Annotated in this window: 13 protein-coding genes; 3 read left to right on the top strand and 10 right to left on the bottom strand. The window is 69.6% G+C overall.

Translation table 11 applies throughout. The features are described 5' to 3' along the window. Positions 1-145 precede the first annotated feature (145 nt). The gene (locus ACLB90_RS10275) at positions 146-1,591 is read left to right on the top strand and encodes an FAD-dependent oxidoreductase (protein ID WP_411849407.1); all 1,446 of its coding nucleotides are present in this window, start codon (positions 146-148) and stop codon (positions 1,589-1,591) included. A gap of 11 nt (positions 1,592-1,602) precedes the next feature. Here the strand turns inward: ACLB90_RS10275 and ACLB90_RS10270 are convergent, their stop codons facing one another. Both ACLB90_RS10270 and ACLB90_RS10265 read right to left on the bottom strand, forming a co-directional pair. Next, entirely contained in the window at positions 1,603-1,884 is a 282-nt protein-coding gene (locus ACLB90_RS10270; protein ID WP_411849406.1) for a hypothetical protein, read from the bottom strand. Positions 1,885-1,954: 70 nt separating this feature from the next. Then, positions 1,955-4,114, bottom strand: a complete 2,160-nt coding sequence (locus tag ACLB90_RS10265; protein ID WP_411849405.1) for an ATP-binding protein — start codon at positions 4,112-4,114, stop codon at positions 1,955-1,957. A 327-nt stretch (positions 4,115-4,441) separates the two neighbouring features. Between ACLB90_RS10265 and ACLB90_RS10260 the strand changes: the two genes are divergently transcribed. Then, complete coding sequence (locus ACLB90_RS10260) at positions 4,442-5,314, top strand: methylglyoxal synthase (protein ID WP_411849404.1); 873 nt, start codon at positions 4,442-4,444, stop codon at positions 5,312-5,314. A gap of 365 nt (positions 5,315-5,679) precedes the next feature. On the opposite strand, the gene ACLB90_RS10255 is transcribed toward ACLB90_RS10260, so the two are convergent. The 3 genes from ACLB90_RS10255 to ttcA all read right to left on the bottom strand — a co-directional run bounded on the left by ACLB90_RS10255 (position 5,680) and on the right by ttcA (position 8,700). After that, positions 5,680-6,456 carry a M48 family metallopeptidase gene (locus tag ACLB90_RS10255; RefSeq protein WP_411849403.1) on the bottom strand — a complete coding sequence of 259 codons (777 nt, stop codon included), beginning with the start codon at positions 6,454-6,456 and terminating at the stop codon, positions 5,680-5,682. Between the two features lie 374 nt (positions 6,457-6,830). Then, positions 6,831-7,736, bottom strand: a complete 906-nt coding sequence (locus tag ACLB90_RS10250; RefSeq protein WP_411849402.1) for a recombination-associated protein RdgC — start codon at positions 7,734-7,736, stop codon at positions 6,831-6,833. A gap of 49 nt (positions 7,737-7,785) precedes the next feature. After that, a complete protein-coding gene (gene ttcA, locus ACLB90_RS10245) occupies positions 7,786-8,700 on the bottom strand; it encodes a tRNA 2-thiocytidine(32) synthetase TtcA (protein ID WP_411849401.1) in 915 nt (304 codons plus the stop codon). Positions 8,701-8,788: 88 nt separating this feature from the next. Here ttcA and ACLB90_RS10240 point away from each other — a divergent pair, with 88 nt between their 5' ends. Further along, a complete protein-coding gene (locus ACLB90_RS10240; protein WP_411852737.1) occupies positions 8,789-8,992 on the top strand; it encodes a YdcH family protein in 204 nt (67 codons plus the stop codon). Between the two features lie 91 nt (positions 8,993-9,083). On the opposite strand, the gene plsB is transcribed toward ACLB90_RS10240, so the two are convergent. From plsB to ACLB90_RS10215, 5 genes are all read right to left on the bottom strand, one after another. Continuing rightward, on the bottom strand, positions 9,084-11,774 hold the full coding sequence (plsB, locus tag ACLB90_RS10235) for a glycerol-3-phosphate 1-O-acyltransferase PlsB (protein ID WP_411849400.1): 2,691 nt from the start codon (positions 11,772-11,774) through the stop codon (positions 9,084-9,086). Further along, entirely contained in the window at positions 11,774-12,742 is a 969-nt protein-coding gene (locus ACLB90_RS10230) for a hypothetical protein (RefSeq protein ID WP_411849399.1), read from the bottom strand. Before ACLB90_RS10230 ends, plsB begins: the two co-directional genes overlap by 1 nt. A gap of 161 nt (positions 12,743-12,903) precedes the next feature. After that, positions 12,904-13,725 (bottom strand): S1 family peptidase, encoded by an 822-nt coding sequence (locus ACLB90_RS10225; RefSeq protein WP_411849398.1) that lies wholly within the window; start codon positions 13,723-13,725, stop codon positions 12,904-12,906. Positions 13,726-13,969: 244 nt separating this feature from the next. Beyond that, positions 13,970-14,689, bottom strand: a complete 720-nt coding sequence (gene pyrF, locus ACLB90_RS10220) for an orotidine-5'-phosphate decarboxylase (protein WP_411849397.1) — start codon at positions 14,687-14,689, stop codon at positions 13,970-13,972. Further along, on the bottom strand, positions 14,686-15,612 hold the full coding sequence (locus tag ACLB90_RS10215; RefSeq protein WP_411849396.1) for a 5'-nucleotidase, lipoprotein e(P4) family: 927 nt from the start codon (positions 15,610-15,612) through the stop codon (positions 14,686-14,688). The genes pyrF and ACLB90_RS10215 overlap by 4 nt, the downstream gene beginning before the upstream one ends. Positions 15,613-15,715: the final 103 nt, after the last annotated feature.

Below are 15,715 nucleotides of genomic sequence, written 5' to 3'. Positions count from 1 at the left end.
GATCCCCCGACCGGCGCCGCACCTCCCACCGCTGTAGTGCCGGCCGCTGGCCGGCAGCCCCACCTGGTAGTGCCGGCCGCTGGCCGGCAGCCCCACCTGGTAGTGCCGGCCGCTGGCCGGCAACGCCAACCAATCCGAGCACGCCATGAGCCGCAAGCAAGCTTTCCAGTTCCTCGACCTGCCCCGGACCATGCCGCAGCGCATCCCGGTCGAACTGCGCACCTCCGGCGACTGGGGTGAGCTGTACGGCAAGTTCGGCAAGGAAGATGCCCAGTTCCAGGCGGGCCGCTGCCTGGACTGCGGCAACCCGTACTGCAGCTGGAAGTGCCCGGTGCACAACGCCATCCCGCAATGGCTGCAGCTGGTGCAGGAGAACCGCATCCACGAAGCGGCCACGCTGTGTCACTCCACCAACCCGCTGCCGGAAGTGTGCGGCCGGGTGTGTCCGCAGGACCGCCTGTGCGAAGGCAGCTGCACGCTGGAGGAATTCGGCGCGGTCACCATCGGCGCCGTGGAGAAGTACATCGTCGATACCGCCCTGGCCACCGGCTGGCGCCCGGACATGGCCGCCGTGGAGCCCACCGGCAAGCGCGTGGCGGTGATCGGTGCAGGCCCGGCCGGCCTGGCCTGCGCGGACCGCCTGGCGCATGCCGGCATCCAGGCGGTGGTGTACGACCGTTACGAACAGATCGGCGGGCTGCTGCAGTTCGGCATCCCCAGCTTCAAGCTGGACAAGGCGGTGATCAGCCGCCGCCGCAACGTGCTGGAAGGCATGGGCGTGCAGTTCCGGCTGGGCGTGGAGATCGGCCGCGATGTCAGCGTGGACCAGCTTCTGGCCGAGTACGACGCGGTGTTCGTCGGCACCGGTGCTTACCGCTACACCGATGGCGGCCTGCTTGGGCAGGACCTCAAGGGCGTGCTGCCGGCGCTGCCGTTCCTGGTGCAGAACAGCCGCATCGTCGGCGGCAGCGACGCCCACGGCCGGCCCATCGCCGGCTGGGAAGACCAGATCGCCCTGCCGGACCTGGACGGCAAGCGGGTGGTGGTGCTCGGCGGTGGCGACACCGGCATGGACTGCGTCCGCAGCGCGGTGCGCCTGGGCGCGGCCAAGGTGACCTGCGCCTACCGTCGCGACGAGGCCAACATGCCCGGCTCGGCACGCGAAGTGGCCAACGCACGCGAAGAAGGCGTGCGCTTCCTGTTCAACCGCCAGCCGCTGTCGATCGAAGCCGGTGCCGATGACGAGGTGATCGGGGTGATGGTGGTGGAAACCCAGCTCGGCGAGCCCGATGCGCAGGGCCGCCGCAACGCGGTACCGATCGACGGCAGCGAATCGCTGCTGGAAGCGGACGTGGTGATCATCGCGTTCGGCTTCTCGCCCAGCACGCCGGCCTGGCTGGCTGCGCACGGGGTGGAGGCGGGCCACAACGGCCGCATCGTGGCCGGCGGCCAGGGCCGGCTGCCGTTCCAGACCGCCCACCCGCGCCTGTTCGCCGGCGGCGATGCGGTGCGTGGTGCCGACCTGGTGGTCACCGCCGTGGCCGAGGGCCGCGACGCGGCGGCCAGCATCGTCCAGCTCGTCACCGCCTGAGCCCCCACGGATCAGGCGGCGCGGGCGGCCTGGGGGTCGATGCCGGCGCGCTCGATCTCCAGCGCCAGCAGCAGCTGGATGTTGTCCAGTTGAGCGCGGATGCGCGCATTGCTGACCGCATCGTCGTGGTCACGGCCCATGTGGGCCTCCAGCATGCGGGCCAGCCCGGCCAGCAGCAGCTCCGCGTCGGACTGGGGGGCCTGGCGCAGTACCCCGGCCAGGGTGCGCAGGCGGGTGGCGCGGTCGACGGCAGCGGCGGGAGCCGGGGTTGCGGCGGAAGAGAGCGGGTTCATGGCGGGCACTCCAGGGTGGGGAAACACCGCGCCACTGTCATACAGGGCCGAATCCGACACCATGCAACTATTACGAAAACTCCACGCCGCACAGCCCGGCCAGGTAGCGCTCCACCCCGGCGCTGAACCGGCCCAGCCCGGCGCGGCTGTCGGCCAGCGGGGCCTCCTCCAGCGCCCGCATCAGCCCACGCGCCTGCTTGCCCAGCCGGCGCGCCCCCACCACCGCCAGCCCGCCCGCCATCCGGTGCAGGCAGCTGGTGGCCGCGTCGGCGTCATCCCCTGCCACGGCCCGGGTCAGGCCGGCCAGATCGGCGCGGGTGGTGGTCTGCATCAGCGCCAGCACCTCCCGGGCGGTCGCGGTCGAGCCCAGCTGCCGGCCCAGCGTCTCCACGCACGGTACCGGGTCTACCGAGGCGGCCATGTCCGCCGTGGTCACCAGCAGCGCCGCCAGGTGTTCGCGCAGGGCCTCCAGGGTGATCGGCTTGGTCAGCATGCGGTCCATGCCGGCCTGCTGGCAGCGCTGCTGCGTCTGCGTCTGGACACTGGCGGTGAGGCCCACGATGGGCACCGGCACGGCCCCGGTCGCGCGCTCGGTGCGCCGGATCGCACTGGCCAGCGCGTAGCCGTCCATCACCGGCATCTGGCAATCGGTGATCACCAGATCGAAGGCCCGGCCCTGCATCAGGCGCAGGGCTTCTTCGCCCTGCGTGGCCATCGTGTGGCCCAGGCCCAGTTGCCGCAGCCGCCAGGCCATCAGCGCCTGATGGATGGGATCGTCCTCGGCCACCAGCACCTGCAGCCCGGGCGCGAACACGGTCTTCGTCTCGTCGGGAGCACTGGCGGGGGCGGCGCCCGGGCCGGGCGCGACCGGCAGGGTGAGCTCCAGTTCCATGCGCGTGCCCTGCCCGGGTGAGCTGTGCATGCGCAGTTCGCCCTCCATCAGGCCGGCCAGCCCCCGGCAGATGCTCAGCCCGAGCCCGCTGCCGCCATAGCGGCGCCCGATCGAGGCCTCGGCCTGGGTGAACGGACTGAACAGCAGGGCCTGCTGTTCGGCCGACACCCCGATGCCGGTATCGATCACCGCCAGGCACAGGCGCTGCCGGTCGCCCTCGTCCGCACGCACGTCCAGTTCGATCCGCACGCCGCCGTGCGCGGTGAACTTCAGCGCATTGCCCAACAGGTTGAACAGGATCTGGCGCAGGCGCACGCCGTCGCCGCAGTGGCCGGCCGCGACCCGCGGATCGATCCGGTAGCGCAGCCACAACCCTTTGTTGGCCGCCATCGGTGCCAGCAGACGCTGGACGTTGCCGATGATGCCGGCCAGCGTGATCGGCGTGGCTTCCAGCGGCAGCGCGCCGGCATCGATGCGCGAGTAGTCCAGCACGTCGTCCAGGATCTGCCGCAGCAGGCTGGCCGCATCGTGCACGGTGGCCAGCAGCGCGCGCTGCTCTTCGTCCAGCCCGGAATCTTCCAGCACCTCGAGCATGCCCAGCATGCCGCTCATCGGGGTGCGTATCTCGTGGCTCATGGTGGCCAGGAAGTGCGCCTTGGCCGCCGCCGCGGCCTCGGCATCGCGGCGGGCCGCGGCCAGGGCGGTGGCCTGCTCGTGCGACGCGGTGACATCGATCCAGTAGCCGCTCCATTTGACGCTGTCGTCGTCGGCAGCCATCGGTTGGCCGCGCGACCGTACCCAGCGCCATCCCTGCGGGCCACAGGCGCGGAATTCGACATCGATCACCGTCAGGTGCGCGGCAGACACCTCCACGCTGCGCCGCAGATGGGTCTGGTCGTCCGGGTGGACCGTGGCGAACAGGCGTGACTCATCGGCCATTGCCACCTCGGCCGACAGCCCGAACAGCGAGTACGTATCCCCGGTGATATACGGAAACGACAACACGCCATCGCGCCCGCGACGCGCCTGGTACACCACCGCCGGCAGCGTGGCGCAGACGTCCTGCAGGCGGCGCTCGGCGCGGCGGCGTTCGCCGGCCTCGCGGTGCAGCCGCCAGTAGCCGTAGGCGTGCATCAACAGCAGGACCAGCACCATCAGCAGCAGCGGGATGGCCCAGCGCAGCAGGGAGCCGGACCCGGTGAGCGGGTCCACCGTCACCTGTGCCCCGGCCACCAGCCCGCCGGGCAGCGGCAGGGAGACCACCTCACGGCGCAGCGGCCATTGCCCCTGTGCCGGCATGGACGCGGTCTGTCCAGGCCGTTGTTCACTGGTGATCATTGATTCTGCCCCCTGCATCATGGTTGCCAACGGCAATGCGCCCTGGGCAGCGTCGAATGGCGGGCCTCCCTGCAGGTGCGCCCGCCCTCCCCCTCGCCACCGGAACATCGGCCTGCGCAGCCTGTCGGCGTCGTTGACGACATGCGCTGCGCTGCATCCGACTCACCCTAGCGATTGCGCCACGCGCGGCAATGAAACTTGTTGCAAACCCCTGTGTGCGTGACGCCACGCACGCAATGCGCCGGTCCGCCATCGCATTCCTGCGGCTGCGCCACGGGCAGGCGATCGCATTACACTGCGGCCTCCTTCCTCTGTCGGATGCCCCCCATGCGCATCGGCCTGGCCGCCAACCGCCTGCACCATCACGACAAGCACGCCGCGCTGTTCCGCTGGCTGCGCGCCAGCGACAGCGGCCTGCGCGAACTGGGAGTGGAACTGCATGCGGTCGGGCGCACCTTCGATGCGATCCAGCGACTGGGCTTCCTGCAGGATTTCGCGACGCTGCGGCGCTATCCGAACGGGCGCCAGGGCGGCTTGATGAAGCTGGTGGCCGAAGTGGTCGGCATGGGCACGCCGGAGCGCACCCTGGACGGCGCGATCTACCTGATGGACCCGGTCGACCCGTCCTCGATCTTCCCCGAAGCGACCGCGCTCAAGCGCCAGTGCGTGATCCACGGCAAGCCCTTCATCTCCACCGTGGCGACCGCACGCGACTGGATCGAGATCGAGCGCGTGCATGCCGGGCTCGCCGCAGACCGTGGTGCCGATGATCTGCACGCCTTCGAACACCAGACCTTGGCGCTGATCGCGCACGACGCGATGAAGCCGGCGATGCTGGCCTTCGCCGCGGAGCATTTCGAGGTGCTGTCGCGGTTCCGCACGCGGATCGGCACCGGCACCACCGGGCAGCGTCTCAACGAGCTGGCGTGGAGCCGCGGCTGGCCGCAGGACCAGGCCTGGGTGGAGCGCTACCAGAGCGGCCCGATGGGTGGCGACGCGCAGATTGCCGACCGGGTGCTGGAAGGCCACTGCCAGCGGGCGATCTTCTTCGAGGACCCGCACGTTGCGCGCCAGCACGAAGCCGACATCCAGCTGCTTGAGCGTGCGGTGACCACGGTGACCGACCAGGCCGTGTGCATCACCGCACCGCGCGTGGCCGAGCGCTGGGCGCAGGCGGCGGCATTGCGCGCCCGCGCCTGAGCTGGCGGTTGGGTGGGTTGCCGGCCAGCGGCCGGCACTACCTCGGCGGGGACGGTTTCACGGGTTGCCGGCCAGCGGCCGGCACTACCTACGCGGGGACGATTTCATGGGTTGCCGGCCAGCGGCCGGCACTACCTCGGCGGGGACGGTTTCACGGGTTGCCGGCCAGCGGCCGGCACTACCTCGGCGGGGACGGTTTCACGGGTTGCCGGCCAGCGGCCGGCATTACCTCGGCGGGGACGGTTTCACGGGTTGCCGGCCAGCGGCCGGCACTACCCCGGCGGGGCGGTTTCACGGGTTGCCGGCCAGCGGCCGGCATTACCTCGGCGGGGACGGTTTCACGGGTTGCCGGCCAGCGGCCGGCATTACAGCAGTTGGCGGAGCATTGCCTTGAGGCGGCGGCCTTCGCGCTGGAAGTAGTCGCGCTCGTCCTGCCAGGCCGGGAACCGCTTTTCCACCTCGGCCCAGAAGGCCGGCGAATGGTTGGGCTGGATCAGGTGGCACAGCTCGTGGACCAGCACGTATTCGAACGCCGAGGGACGCCCCAGCACCAGGGCGAGGTCCAGCGCCATGCTGCCGTCCGGGGCCAGCGAGCCCCATTGCGACGACATCACCTTAAGCCGCAACCGTGCCGGCGCGCGCGGCAGCCCGGGCAGGTAACGGGGCAGCCACTGGCCCACGTCGGCGCGGGTCTGGGCTTCATAGAACTCGCGCAGGCTGCGGCGCAGGGTGGCCTCGTTGCCGCGCGCGGGCCAGTGCATCACCAGGCCCGCCGCATCGCGCTCCAGGTGAGCGAAGCGGCCGCTCTCCCAGCGCAGCGCGACCAGTTCGCCGCGCAGGGGCAGTTGGCCGGGCTCGCCGATCACGAGCGGGGGTGGCAGGTTGTGCGCCTGGTAGCTGCGCAGCTGCGTGGACAGCCAATCACGGTGCTGTTCGAGGAAGCGCTCGCCCATCACCAGACTGGCGCGCGGCGGCAGGGTCAGGCGCACGCCGCGCTCGTCCACGCTGAGTTTGATGCGACGCGCACGCGGATCGCGCACGCGCAGCACGTCGATCTCCGCATCTTCCAGGCGCAGCCGTACCGTGTCGCGCTGCAGGGTGGGGGCAGCCGGCGAAATGAGGCGGCGGAGGAATCCGGACATGGGTACAGCATAGCGCCGACGGCGCGCCGCAGATGACTGCGGGGTGGCGGGTAGAGCGGGGCTCTGCCCCGCTGAAGGACCACGCGCAGCAGAACGTAGAGCGGGGCTCTGCCCCGCTGAGGGACCACGCGCAGCAGGGCGTAGAGCGGGGCTCTGCCCCGCTGAGGGACCACGTGCAGCAGGTCGTAGAGCGGGGCTCTGCCCCGCTGAAGGATCGCGTGCAGCAGAACGTAGAGCGGGGCTCTGCCCCGCTGAGGGATCGCGTGCAGCGGAGCGGGGCTCTGCCCCGCTGAAGGACCACGCGCAGCAGGACGTAGAGCGGGGCTCTGCCCCGCTGAGGGATCGCGCGCAGCGGGGCAGAGCCCCGCTCTACGTCAATCGGCCTTGCTGAGCTTGAAAGCCTCTTCCAGCAGCAGGAACAGGCGCCGGACTTCGCCACTCTGCAGGGCGAAACGGGCATCCAGTTCGGCGCGGCGGCCGTCGTCGTCGGCGTGTTCGAGCTGGTCCAGCGCCCCGTCCAGGAACTTCAGCTTGCGCACGATCAGGTCGTCGCCGAGCACGAAGGACAGGTTGTCCTCGAACACCAGCGCGAGCTTGGTGACCTGCTTGCCGGCATCCAGGTGCTTGTCGATCTCGTCGCAGCGCAGTTCCTGGTGCTGGCACTTGACCACGGCGCCGCCCTCGGCCGGGTCCTTCATCTCGCATTCTTCGCCCAGGCTCAGGCCGGTCGGCAGTGCCTCGCCGGCGATCCAGCCGGTCAGGATCGAGCGCGGCGCCACTTCGGCGTTCAGCGGCATCGCCGGGAAGCTGCCGAGCAGGCCACGGATGTCGGACATCACGTTCTCGCCGGTCTTGCGGCTGGAACTGTCCACGGCCACGTAACCGTGCGTCAGGTCGATCAGCGCGTCGGTACGCGAGCTCTTGATGAAGGCACGCGGCATCAGTTCATGCAGCAGGTCGTCCTTCATGCGCTTGCGCTCGCGGCCACCCGGCTTGCGGCCTTCCTTCTCCTCGATTTCCTCGAGCTTGCGCGCCAGCAGGTCGTTGACCACCGCGCCAGGCAGGATCTTGTCTTCACCGCCCACGGTCAGCCACAGGGCATCGCCGATGCGATGGGAGAACACGGCCTTCTCTTCACGGCCGAACGGCGAGATGAAACCGCGCGAGGTCATTTCAAGCGGGCCGACCGGCTTGAGCAGGACCTGCGGCAGCAGGGTGTCGACCTCGGAGAAGTCGGTGGCGGTCGGGAAGCGGAACAGCGTCAGGTTGCGAAAGAACATGGAATTCCGGAATGAGAGCGTGGAAGGGACGCAAGGCACGGTGGACCGGCTATGCCGGCGGCGGTGCCTCGCCAGCGTCATCGAAGGTGGGCCACCCGCGCGGGGCGGCCGGCGCGGCGTTCTGCACGCGCCCCAGCGACAGGAAATCGAACAGGGCCGGGTCGGCCAGCTGCGAGGGATGGATGTTGCCCAGCGCGCGCGCGATCTGGTCGATCCGCCCCGGGTGCGCCTGCTCCCAGCCCTGCAGCATCTGCGCGACCTGGCGACGTTGCAGGGTGTCCTGGCTGCCGCACAGCGTGCACGGGATGATCGGGAACGCGCGCATCTGCGCGTAGCGGGCGATGTCCTGTTCACTGACGTAGGCCAGCGGGCGGATCACCACGTGCGCGCCATCGTCGCTGCGCAGTTTGGGCGGCATCGCCGACAGCTTGGCGTGGTGGAACAGGTTCAGGAAAAACGTGGCCACGCTGTCGTCGCGATGGTGGCCCAGGGCGATCTTGGTAAAGCCATGCTCGGCCGCATGCCGGTACAGCGCGCCGCGCCGCAGCCGCGAACACAGCGAGCACATCGTGCGCCCTTCCGGGATCACCCGGGTGACCACCGAGTAGGTGTCCTGCTCGATGATCTGGAAGGGCACGCCGATCGAGCGCAGGTAGCCCGGCAGGACGTCGGTGGGGAAACCGGGTTGCTTCTGATCCAGGTTGACCGCCACCAGCTCGAACTCCACCGGTGCCTTTTTCTGCAGCTGCAGCAGCACGTCCAGCAGGGTGTAGCTGTCCTTGCCACCGGACAGGCAGACCATCACCCGGTCGCCGGCCTCGATCATGCCGAAGTCGCCGATGGCCTGGCCAACCTGGCGACGCAACCGCCGCGCCAGCTTGTCCTGCTCCGCCTCGGCCGCACGCGGATCGCGGGCGCGCAGGACAGGATCGGGCAAGGGCAGGACGGCGCTCATGGGCAGCATTCTACCGGCTCGGGGCCGCCACCACGGCGACCGGGAAGTGACTGCGTTCACTCCCGGGCGTCATCATGGATGTGTATGCTCAATGGCTGTGGATACCCTGACACCCGCCGAGATCAGTGCCCGTCTTGCCGTGCTCCGGCAGGAGCACCGCGCGCTCGATGAGCAGATCCTGCACATGGCCGCCAATGGCGACGACGAGCTGGACGCCAAGCGCCTGAAGCGGCGCAAGCTGCAGCTCAAGGACTGCATCGCCAAACTCGAAGACATGCTGATTCCCGACGAACCGGCGTAGCACCGCGCCCGGCGCATTCCGGTAGAGCCGACCGTTGGTCGGCTGCTCCTCGCCCCCGGTAGAGCCGACCGTTGGTCGGCTGCTCCCTGCCTCAATCCTGCGCCACCGGTTCGTCCGGCTTGGCCGCTTCCGGGCTGACCCGTTCGATGGTGTGGCGCAGCTCGCGACCCAGGATGAACTTGGCATCCTTGGCCCAGGCATCCAGGCGGTCGTCGAACAGCAGCTTGCTGTTTTCGTCCGGCCACACCAGGCGCAGCTCGCGCAGCTTCTGGATGAAGCCACGGAACAGCGTGCGGTCGAAGAACTCCGGCGCGGCAGGCGCGTACAGCAGGCTCAGGCGCTGTGCAGCCTGCTGGCACAGGCTTTCCAGCTCGGCCGCCCCCAGCGTGCCCGGACCGTTCTTCACCAGCACCGAGATGGCGATGTAGTACCGCTCGAACGCCTGCTGCAGCGAGTGGCCGATGGCGCGCAGACGGAAGACTTCGTCGGTCTGCCCGGTGTTGCGCGCCAGGATGCCGCCGTCGTCGTCATTGACGTTCTGCAGCAGACCCTCGCGCACGAACACGTTGATGGTCTGCTCGATGCGCTGGGCGAATTCGTCCTCAGTCCACGGCAGGAACAGCTCGGCCTGCAGGAACGGGTACACCGTGCGGCCCAGCTGCACCAGGCCGGTGCGGCTCATGCGGCGGTTGTTCTGGAAGCAGCAGGCCACCCACGACGAGGCGGTGAACAGGTGCAGGACATTGTTGCGGAAGTAGCTGAGCAGCACCGCCGTATCGCCGCTGACGCTGAGCACATCGCCGAGCGGGTGCTTGATGCGGGTCAGGACGTTGATTTCCTCGGCATGGGCGATGATCCGCTCCGGCGAGTGCGGGGTCACCGTCACGCGATCGGAGTAGGGCATTTCCACCAGCAGGGTCTTGCACAGCTCGATCTGCGCGATCAGGTCGGCCTCGCCCATCGCGTGCTTGGGCGTGGACAGCAGCGCCAGCGCCAGCAGGTTGATCGGATTGACGTCGGCGGCGCCGTTGATGTGCACCTGGATGCGTTCGGCAAGGTGGTCGACCGTGCCCGACAGCCACGACGGCTTTTCATCTTCGCCAACCGGCTGCCCGTTCCAGTCCGGTGCCTGCTGCGCCAGCACGTCGTTGAGCGCGATCGGCTCGCCGAAGTTCACCACCACCTGGCCGTAGTTCTGCTTGAGCACCTTGGGAATGGACCACAGCAGCTGCCAGATCGATTCCTTTTCCTTCGGCCGCCCGGACAGTTCATCCAGGTAGCTGCCGCCTTCCATCAGCTTTTCATAGCCGATGTAGACCGGCTGGAACAGCACCGGCTTGCGCGGCTGGCGCAGGAAGGCGCGCAGCGTCATCGAGATCATGCCGCCCTTGGGCTGCAGCAGGCGGCCCGTACGCGAGCGGCCGCCCTCGACGAAATATTCGATCGAGTAGCCACCGGCCACCAGCTGCGCCACGTACTCGCTGAGGACCGCCGAGTACAGCGCATTGCCGCGGATCGAGCGGCGGATGAAGAACGCGCCACCCTTGCGCAGCAGCGTGCCCACCACCGGCAGGTTCAGGTTGATGCCGGCCACGATGTGCGGCGGCACGATGCCGCGGTCGTACAGCAGGTAGGACAGCAGCAGGTAGTCCATGTGGCTGCGGTGGCTGGGCACGTAGACCACTTCGTGCCCGGGCGCGGCGGCCTTGAACTTGTCCAGGTGATGGACCAGCACGCCGGCGTAGATGCGGTTCCAGACGTGGCTGAGCATGAAGCTGGCCGAGCGCACCACCGGGCTGGAATAGTCCGCGGCGATTTCCCAGGCGTAGGCATGCGCCTTCTTCCAGGCGTCGGCCGGCTTGGAGTTGTCGCGCTTGGCCTGCGAGGCGATCGCCTCGCGCACCGTATCGGCATCCAGCACCTTGTCCACCAGCAGCCGGCGGGTGGACAGATCCGGGCCGATCACCGATTCGCGGATGCGGCGGAAATGCGTGCGCAGCACGCGCTGCAGCTTGCGTACGGTCCGTTCGGGGTCCAGCCCCTCGTCCACGGTGGTACGCAGCGAGATCGGCGGGGCGAACCGCACGATGGTGCTGCGGCCATTGAGCAGCACGGCCAGCAGGCGACGGAAACGGCCCACCAGCGCCCAGTTTTCCGAGAACAGCACGGCGAACCAGCCGCTCTGCTTGTCCGGCGCACGGCCGACGAAGATCGACACCGGGACCAGATGCACGTCCAGCTCATCGCGCGCGCGATGGGCCTGCAGCACCTTGGCCAGCGAGTCCGAATGGGTCTTGGCGCCGCGCTGCTCGGGAATCAGCGAGTTGCTGCTGCTGCGCCGGGACAAGGCCAGGTAGGCGCGCTTGCGCCCGGTGGGGTCGCCGGCAATGGGCACCAGCGGCGAGGGCAGGCCGGCTTCACGGCAGGCCTTGTCCAGGATCAGGGCATTGGACAGACCGTAGTCTTCCAGCACGTAGACCACCGGGCGGCCATCGTTGTATTGGCCGGGGTGCTCGGGTTCGATCTTCAGCGACAGCCAGGGTTCGACCAGCCGGCCGAGCAGGCGTGCCCACCACGGGCGGCGGCCCACCGGGGCACGCGTGCCGGGCACGATGGCGGACGGCGCGGTCGCCGCCGGATCGGCCGCAGGCGAGGCCTCACCGGGCTCGGCCGGGGTGCCGGCCACGGGCGCGGTGTCGGGCGACGCGGACGGTGCGTCCGGCGTCTTGGGCGGCTCTTCGCCGGGGAAAGGCAGGGGATTCTGGTTCGGCATCGGCTTCATTATGGCTTAGCCGGTGCGGAAGCACCGTCCTTGACCGCGGCGTCCGCCTCTGCTTTGGCCGCCTCGGCGGCGTCATGTTCAGCTTGCGCGGCCGCAGCGGCCTGCAGCAGCGCGTCGGTGTCTTCCAGCGTCCGCGCCACATACCAGTGGCCGTCGCGACGGGTCATGCGCACCTGCGCGTCGATCTGTTCGCCCGCCAACGGGTACTGGATCCGCACCACAGCGGTATCGCCCTGCTGGGACACCAGTTCGCCGCGCAGTTCGGTCAGCGCGGTGTCCAGCGACAGGCCGTAGCTGGCCAGGGCGGTCTTGAAGGCCTTGGCGAACGGTCCCAGCCGGCGCAGCGCGCCTTCCATGCCAGCCGCCTGCAGCTGCTCCTCGGTGGACAGCGCGGTGGTCCGTGCCGTGGCCGTCAGCAGGGTGATGGTGGTGCGGGCGCGCTGCTTGTCGGTCAGCGGGGCCGCAGCGGCCCAGCGACTGAGCGCGTCGACCACCTGGGTGTAATGGGCGCGCTCGGTTTCGCTGTACCCGCTCTGGTTGCGCAGGTACTGCACGCCGAACAGGCCCATCGAATGCGCGGCCTGGCGCACCCCGGTGGCCTGGCCGGCAATCTGCGCATCAAAGGCGCGCTGCAGGCGCTGCGGCGCATCCGGCCGCGACAGTGCGGCCATCATGGGCAGGAACTGGCCATCCAGCGGCAGTTCGGTCAGCGGCCAGCGGCTGCGTCCCTGGGCCCAGGCAGCCTGCAGGCGCTCGTACTGGGCCGGCGGCACCGACGCCTGCGCATAGCCCACCAGGTCGTTGTCGGCGACGTGCCGGGCCAGCTGGCGCAGGGCCGCCACCGGCTCGGCCGCCGGTGCATCCGGATCGATCTGGTCACGCTTGCAGGCACTGAGCAGCACCAGGCCGCAGAACGACAGCGCCAGTACCCACTCTCGACAACGCCCTAGCATCAACGGCATGGACATGAATTCGGACTCCCCGGACCGGTCCGCATCTTGCGGCCTGCGGCCCCGAAGCGGCAAGCCGGGCCCTTGCGGCGCCCCCGACGGCGGCCACAGGCCATTGAAAAACAAGGAAAAAGAACGGACACCGGCCGGGCCGGCGCGGTGCCCGTGCCTGGCAGGGGCTAGTCGTTGGTCCAGGTTGCCCGGATGAAGTCGGCCATGTGGCCGTCCGACAGCCGTGCGTACACGCCGGGGTAGTCTGCCTGCGCGCAGCCTACGCCCCAGCTGACCGTGCCGAGGACCGTCCACTGGCCCTGGCGCTGCACCAGCAGCGGGCCGCCCGAGTCGCCCTGGCAGCTGTCGATGCCTTCCTCGCCGGCGCAGATGACCTTGCCCGCTTCCAGGCCGGGGTAGGCCTGGCGGCAGTCGCGGAACGGCACGTAGGGCGTCTGCACGGTCTGCAGCACGGTCGGCGCCCCCTCCGGCCCTTCCAGACCGGTGGTGCCCCAGCCGATCACGGTGAAGCGGCGGCCGCGGCGCAGGTAGCCGCTGTCGCCACCGAGCAGCGGCAGGGCGAACTGCCCCTTGGCGACGGGGCGACGCAGTTGGATCAGGGCGATGTCGTTGACCAGCCCGCGACTGTCGTAGGCCGGGTGGACATGGATGGCCTTGATGTTGGACACCCGCCGGCGCGCGGCGGTGGCCAGCGCGGTCTTGCCGCTCAGCACGGCGTAGTCGCGCGGCTGCGCATCCTCCACGCAGTGCGCGGCGGTCAGCACCCAGGACGGCGATATCAGGGTGGCGCCGCACCAGTGCCGTTCGTGGTCGGACTCACCCCGGTCAAGCTTCTGCAGGCTGACCATGAACGGATATTGGCCGGGCTCGGCGTCGATGCCGCCGATGATCTTCGGGCGGTGCCCATCCAGGGGCGGGGTGGCCAGCGCCGGGGACATCGTGGCTACGACGACGAGGGCGGCCAGGGCCGCGCGATAACGCATGTGCATGCTGCAACTCCTTTGCAGGGATGAAGAAGCGAACGACACGGCCAGGACGGCACGTGCCGGAGTCGATTCGACGGCAAAGGCGGGGAACAGACTGCGCGACGTCTCTCAGTTCGCTGTCGCCAGCGACCCGGTAGCGATTGATGGATTCACTTCTGCAACCGTGCGCAACACGACAACGAGACGCGGTTCCGGCACGGAAAAACGCGCCAGTGCCGGCACGCGCGGTGCCGGCACTGTGCAGGGATCAGCGCAGGGCCGAGGCGATTTCGGCCTGGATCGCGAGCGCGGCCGCGCGCGGATCGGCGGCCAGCCGGATCGGCCGACCCACCACGATGGCATCGGCGCCATCGGCGAAGGCCTGGGCGACGCCCACGGTGCGCTTCTGGTCATCGCCCACCGGGCCACCCGGGCGGATGCCCGGGCAGACGATGGAGAAGCCCGACCCGGTGGCGGCGCGGATCGGCGCGGCCTCCTGGCCAGAGGCGATGACGCCGTCGATGCCGGCCGCCTGGGCGGCGAGCGCGCGCTCGACCACCACGTCCACCGGCGAGCGGTCGATGCCCATGCCGCGCAGGTCGTCCTGGCCCATCGAGGTCAGCACGGTCACCGCCAGCAGGCGCATGTCGCCGCTGTTGGCGGCGGCGCAGGCCTCCATCATCGCCGGGTGCCAGCCGTGGATGGTGGCGTAGCTCACCGGCCACTGCGACAACCGCCTGATCACCGCGGCGGCGGTGGCGGGGATGTCGAAGAACTTCAGATCGACGAAGACGCGCTTGTCGCGTGCGGCGAGCGCATCGAGCACCTGGAAGTACTCGCCCGAGGCCAGCAGTTCCATGCCGATCTTGTAGAACGACACGCTGTCGCCCAGCCGGTCCACCCAGGCCAGGGCCTCGTCGCGGCCGGGCACGTCCAGCGCGACGATCAGGCGCTCGTCGTCACGCAGCGGCAGCGGTGCGCGGCTCACGGCGCGTAGTCCAGCGCAGCGCGCTTGGCATCGTGGCGGGCCTGGCGCGACTGGGTGTAATCGTTGTTGAACTGCGCCGGCTCGAAGCCGCCGTAGGTCGGGTTGGGCAGCATCCACCAGCGCTCGCCGAACCAGTCGTGGTACTGCTGCAGCAGCGCGTCGCGGCCCTCGTTGGTGTTGGCGGTGACTTCGACGAAATCGCCCAGCTGGTCGCCGAACTGCATCAGCACGCGGTACTTCTGACCGGCCAGGCGGCGGCGGCAGTTCTTCTCGCTGCCGGCCTGCTCGCAGCCTTCCACCACGGTGCCCAGACCGAGGAACACGCTGTCATCGGCCACCGGCAGGCCCTCGGCGCGCAGGTTGGCCAGGGTGGCGTCCTTGAGGTGCACGGCGCGGTTGGAGATGTACAGCAGGGTCACGCCGCGGGCGTTGGCCGCCTTGGCGAAGTCGACCACGCCGGGGATCGCCTTGGCCTTCTTCTCGGCCACCCACTGGTCCCAGGTCATCTCGTCGTATTCCTTGCCGTCGCGCACCAGGCGCGCCTGGTAGGGCGAGTTGTCCAGCACGGTCTCATCCACGTCCAGCACCACCGCCGGCTTCAGGCCCTTGGCTTCGTTGCCGCGCTCTTCCGGCACCAGCGCATCCCAGTGGGCTTCCTTCAGCGCGGCATCCAGGCGGTCGGCGGCGGCGCGGTAGGTCTGCTCGGTGATCGCACGGTATTCCTGCGAACGCTGCATCCACAGCACGGCATTGAGGTTGTCGTTGGCGGCCACGGCGGCATCGCCGGTGGCAGCCGGCGCGGCGGCCGCAGCGGCGGCGACCGGCGGAGCGGCATCGGCCGGGGCTTCGGTGCGCTTGCAGGCGGTCAGCGCCATCGCGGCGCAGGCAAGCACGGACAGGGAAACAGCAGCAGTACGACGCATCGGGATCACCAGCAACAAAGTCGCGCCAGTTTACCGGCTTGTCCGGCCCCGTTCATGCCATCGGTAGGGCTCGGCTATGCTGCACCCCCTGAAAGACCGTGGA

It is taken from the genome of Stenotrophomonas sp. LGBM10, assembly GCF_046736075.1.
Taxonomy (GTDB): Bacteria; Pseudomonadota; Gammaproteobacteria; order Xanthomonadales; family Xanthomonadaceae; genus Stenotrophomonas.
The sequence above is the reverse complement of the archived record's forward strand: the minus strand, read 5'-3'. Positions and strand labels throughout refer to the sequence as shown.

Coding starts and splice junctions, on each gene's coding strand:
- ACLB90_RS10275 (WP_411849407.1), top strand. CDS start 146: ATGAGCCGCAAGCAAGCTTTCCAGTTCCTCGACCTGCCCCGGACCATG.
- ACLB90_RS10270 (WP_411849406.1), bottom strand. CDS start 1,884: ATGAACCCGCTCTCTTCCGCCGCAACCCCGGCTCCCGCCGCTGCCGTC.
- ACLB90_RS10265 (WP_411849405.1), bottom strand. CDS start 4,114: ATGATCACCAGTGAACAACGGCCTGGACAGACCGCGTCCATGCCGGCA.
- ACLB90_RS10260 (WP_411849404.1), top strand. CDS start 4,442: ATGCGCATCGGCCTGGCCGCCAACCGCCTGCACCATCACGACAAGCAC.
- ACLB90_RS10255 (WP_411849403.1), bottom strand. CDS start 6,456: ATGTCCGGATTCCTCCGCCGCCTCATTTCGCCGGCTGCCCCCACCCTG.
- ACLB90_RS10250 (WP_411849402.1), bottom strand. CDS start 7,736: ATGTTCTTTCGCAACCTGACGCTGTTCCGCTTCCCGACCGCCACCGAC.
- ttcA (WP_411849401.1), bottom strand. CDS start 8,700: ATGCTGCCCATGAGCGCCGTCCTGCCCTTGCCCGATCCTGTCCTGCGC.
- plsB (WP_411849400.1), bottom strand. CDS start 11,774: ATGAAGCCGATGCCGAACCAGAATCCCCTGCCTTTCCCCGGCGAAGAG.
- ACLB90_RS10230 (WP_411849399.1), bottom strand. CDS start 12,742: ATGTCCATGCCGTTGATGCTAGGGCGTTGTCGAGAGTGGGTACTGGCG.
- ACLB90_RS10225 (WP_411849398.1), bottom strand. CDS start 13,725: ATGCACATGCGTTATCGCGCGGCCCTGGCCGCCCTCGTCGTCGTAGCC.
- ACLB90_RS10215 (WP_411849396.1), bottom strand. CDS start 15,612: ATGCGTCGTACTGCTGCTGTTTCCCTGTCCGTGCTTGCCTGCGCCGCG.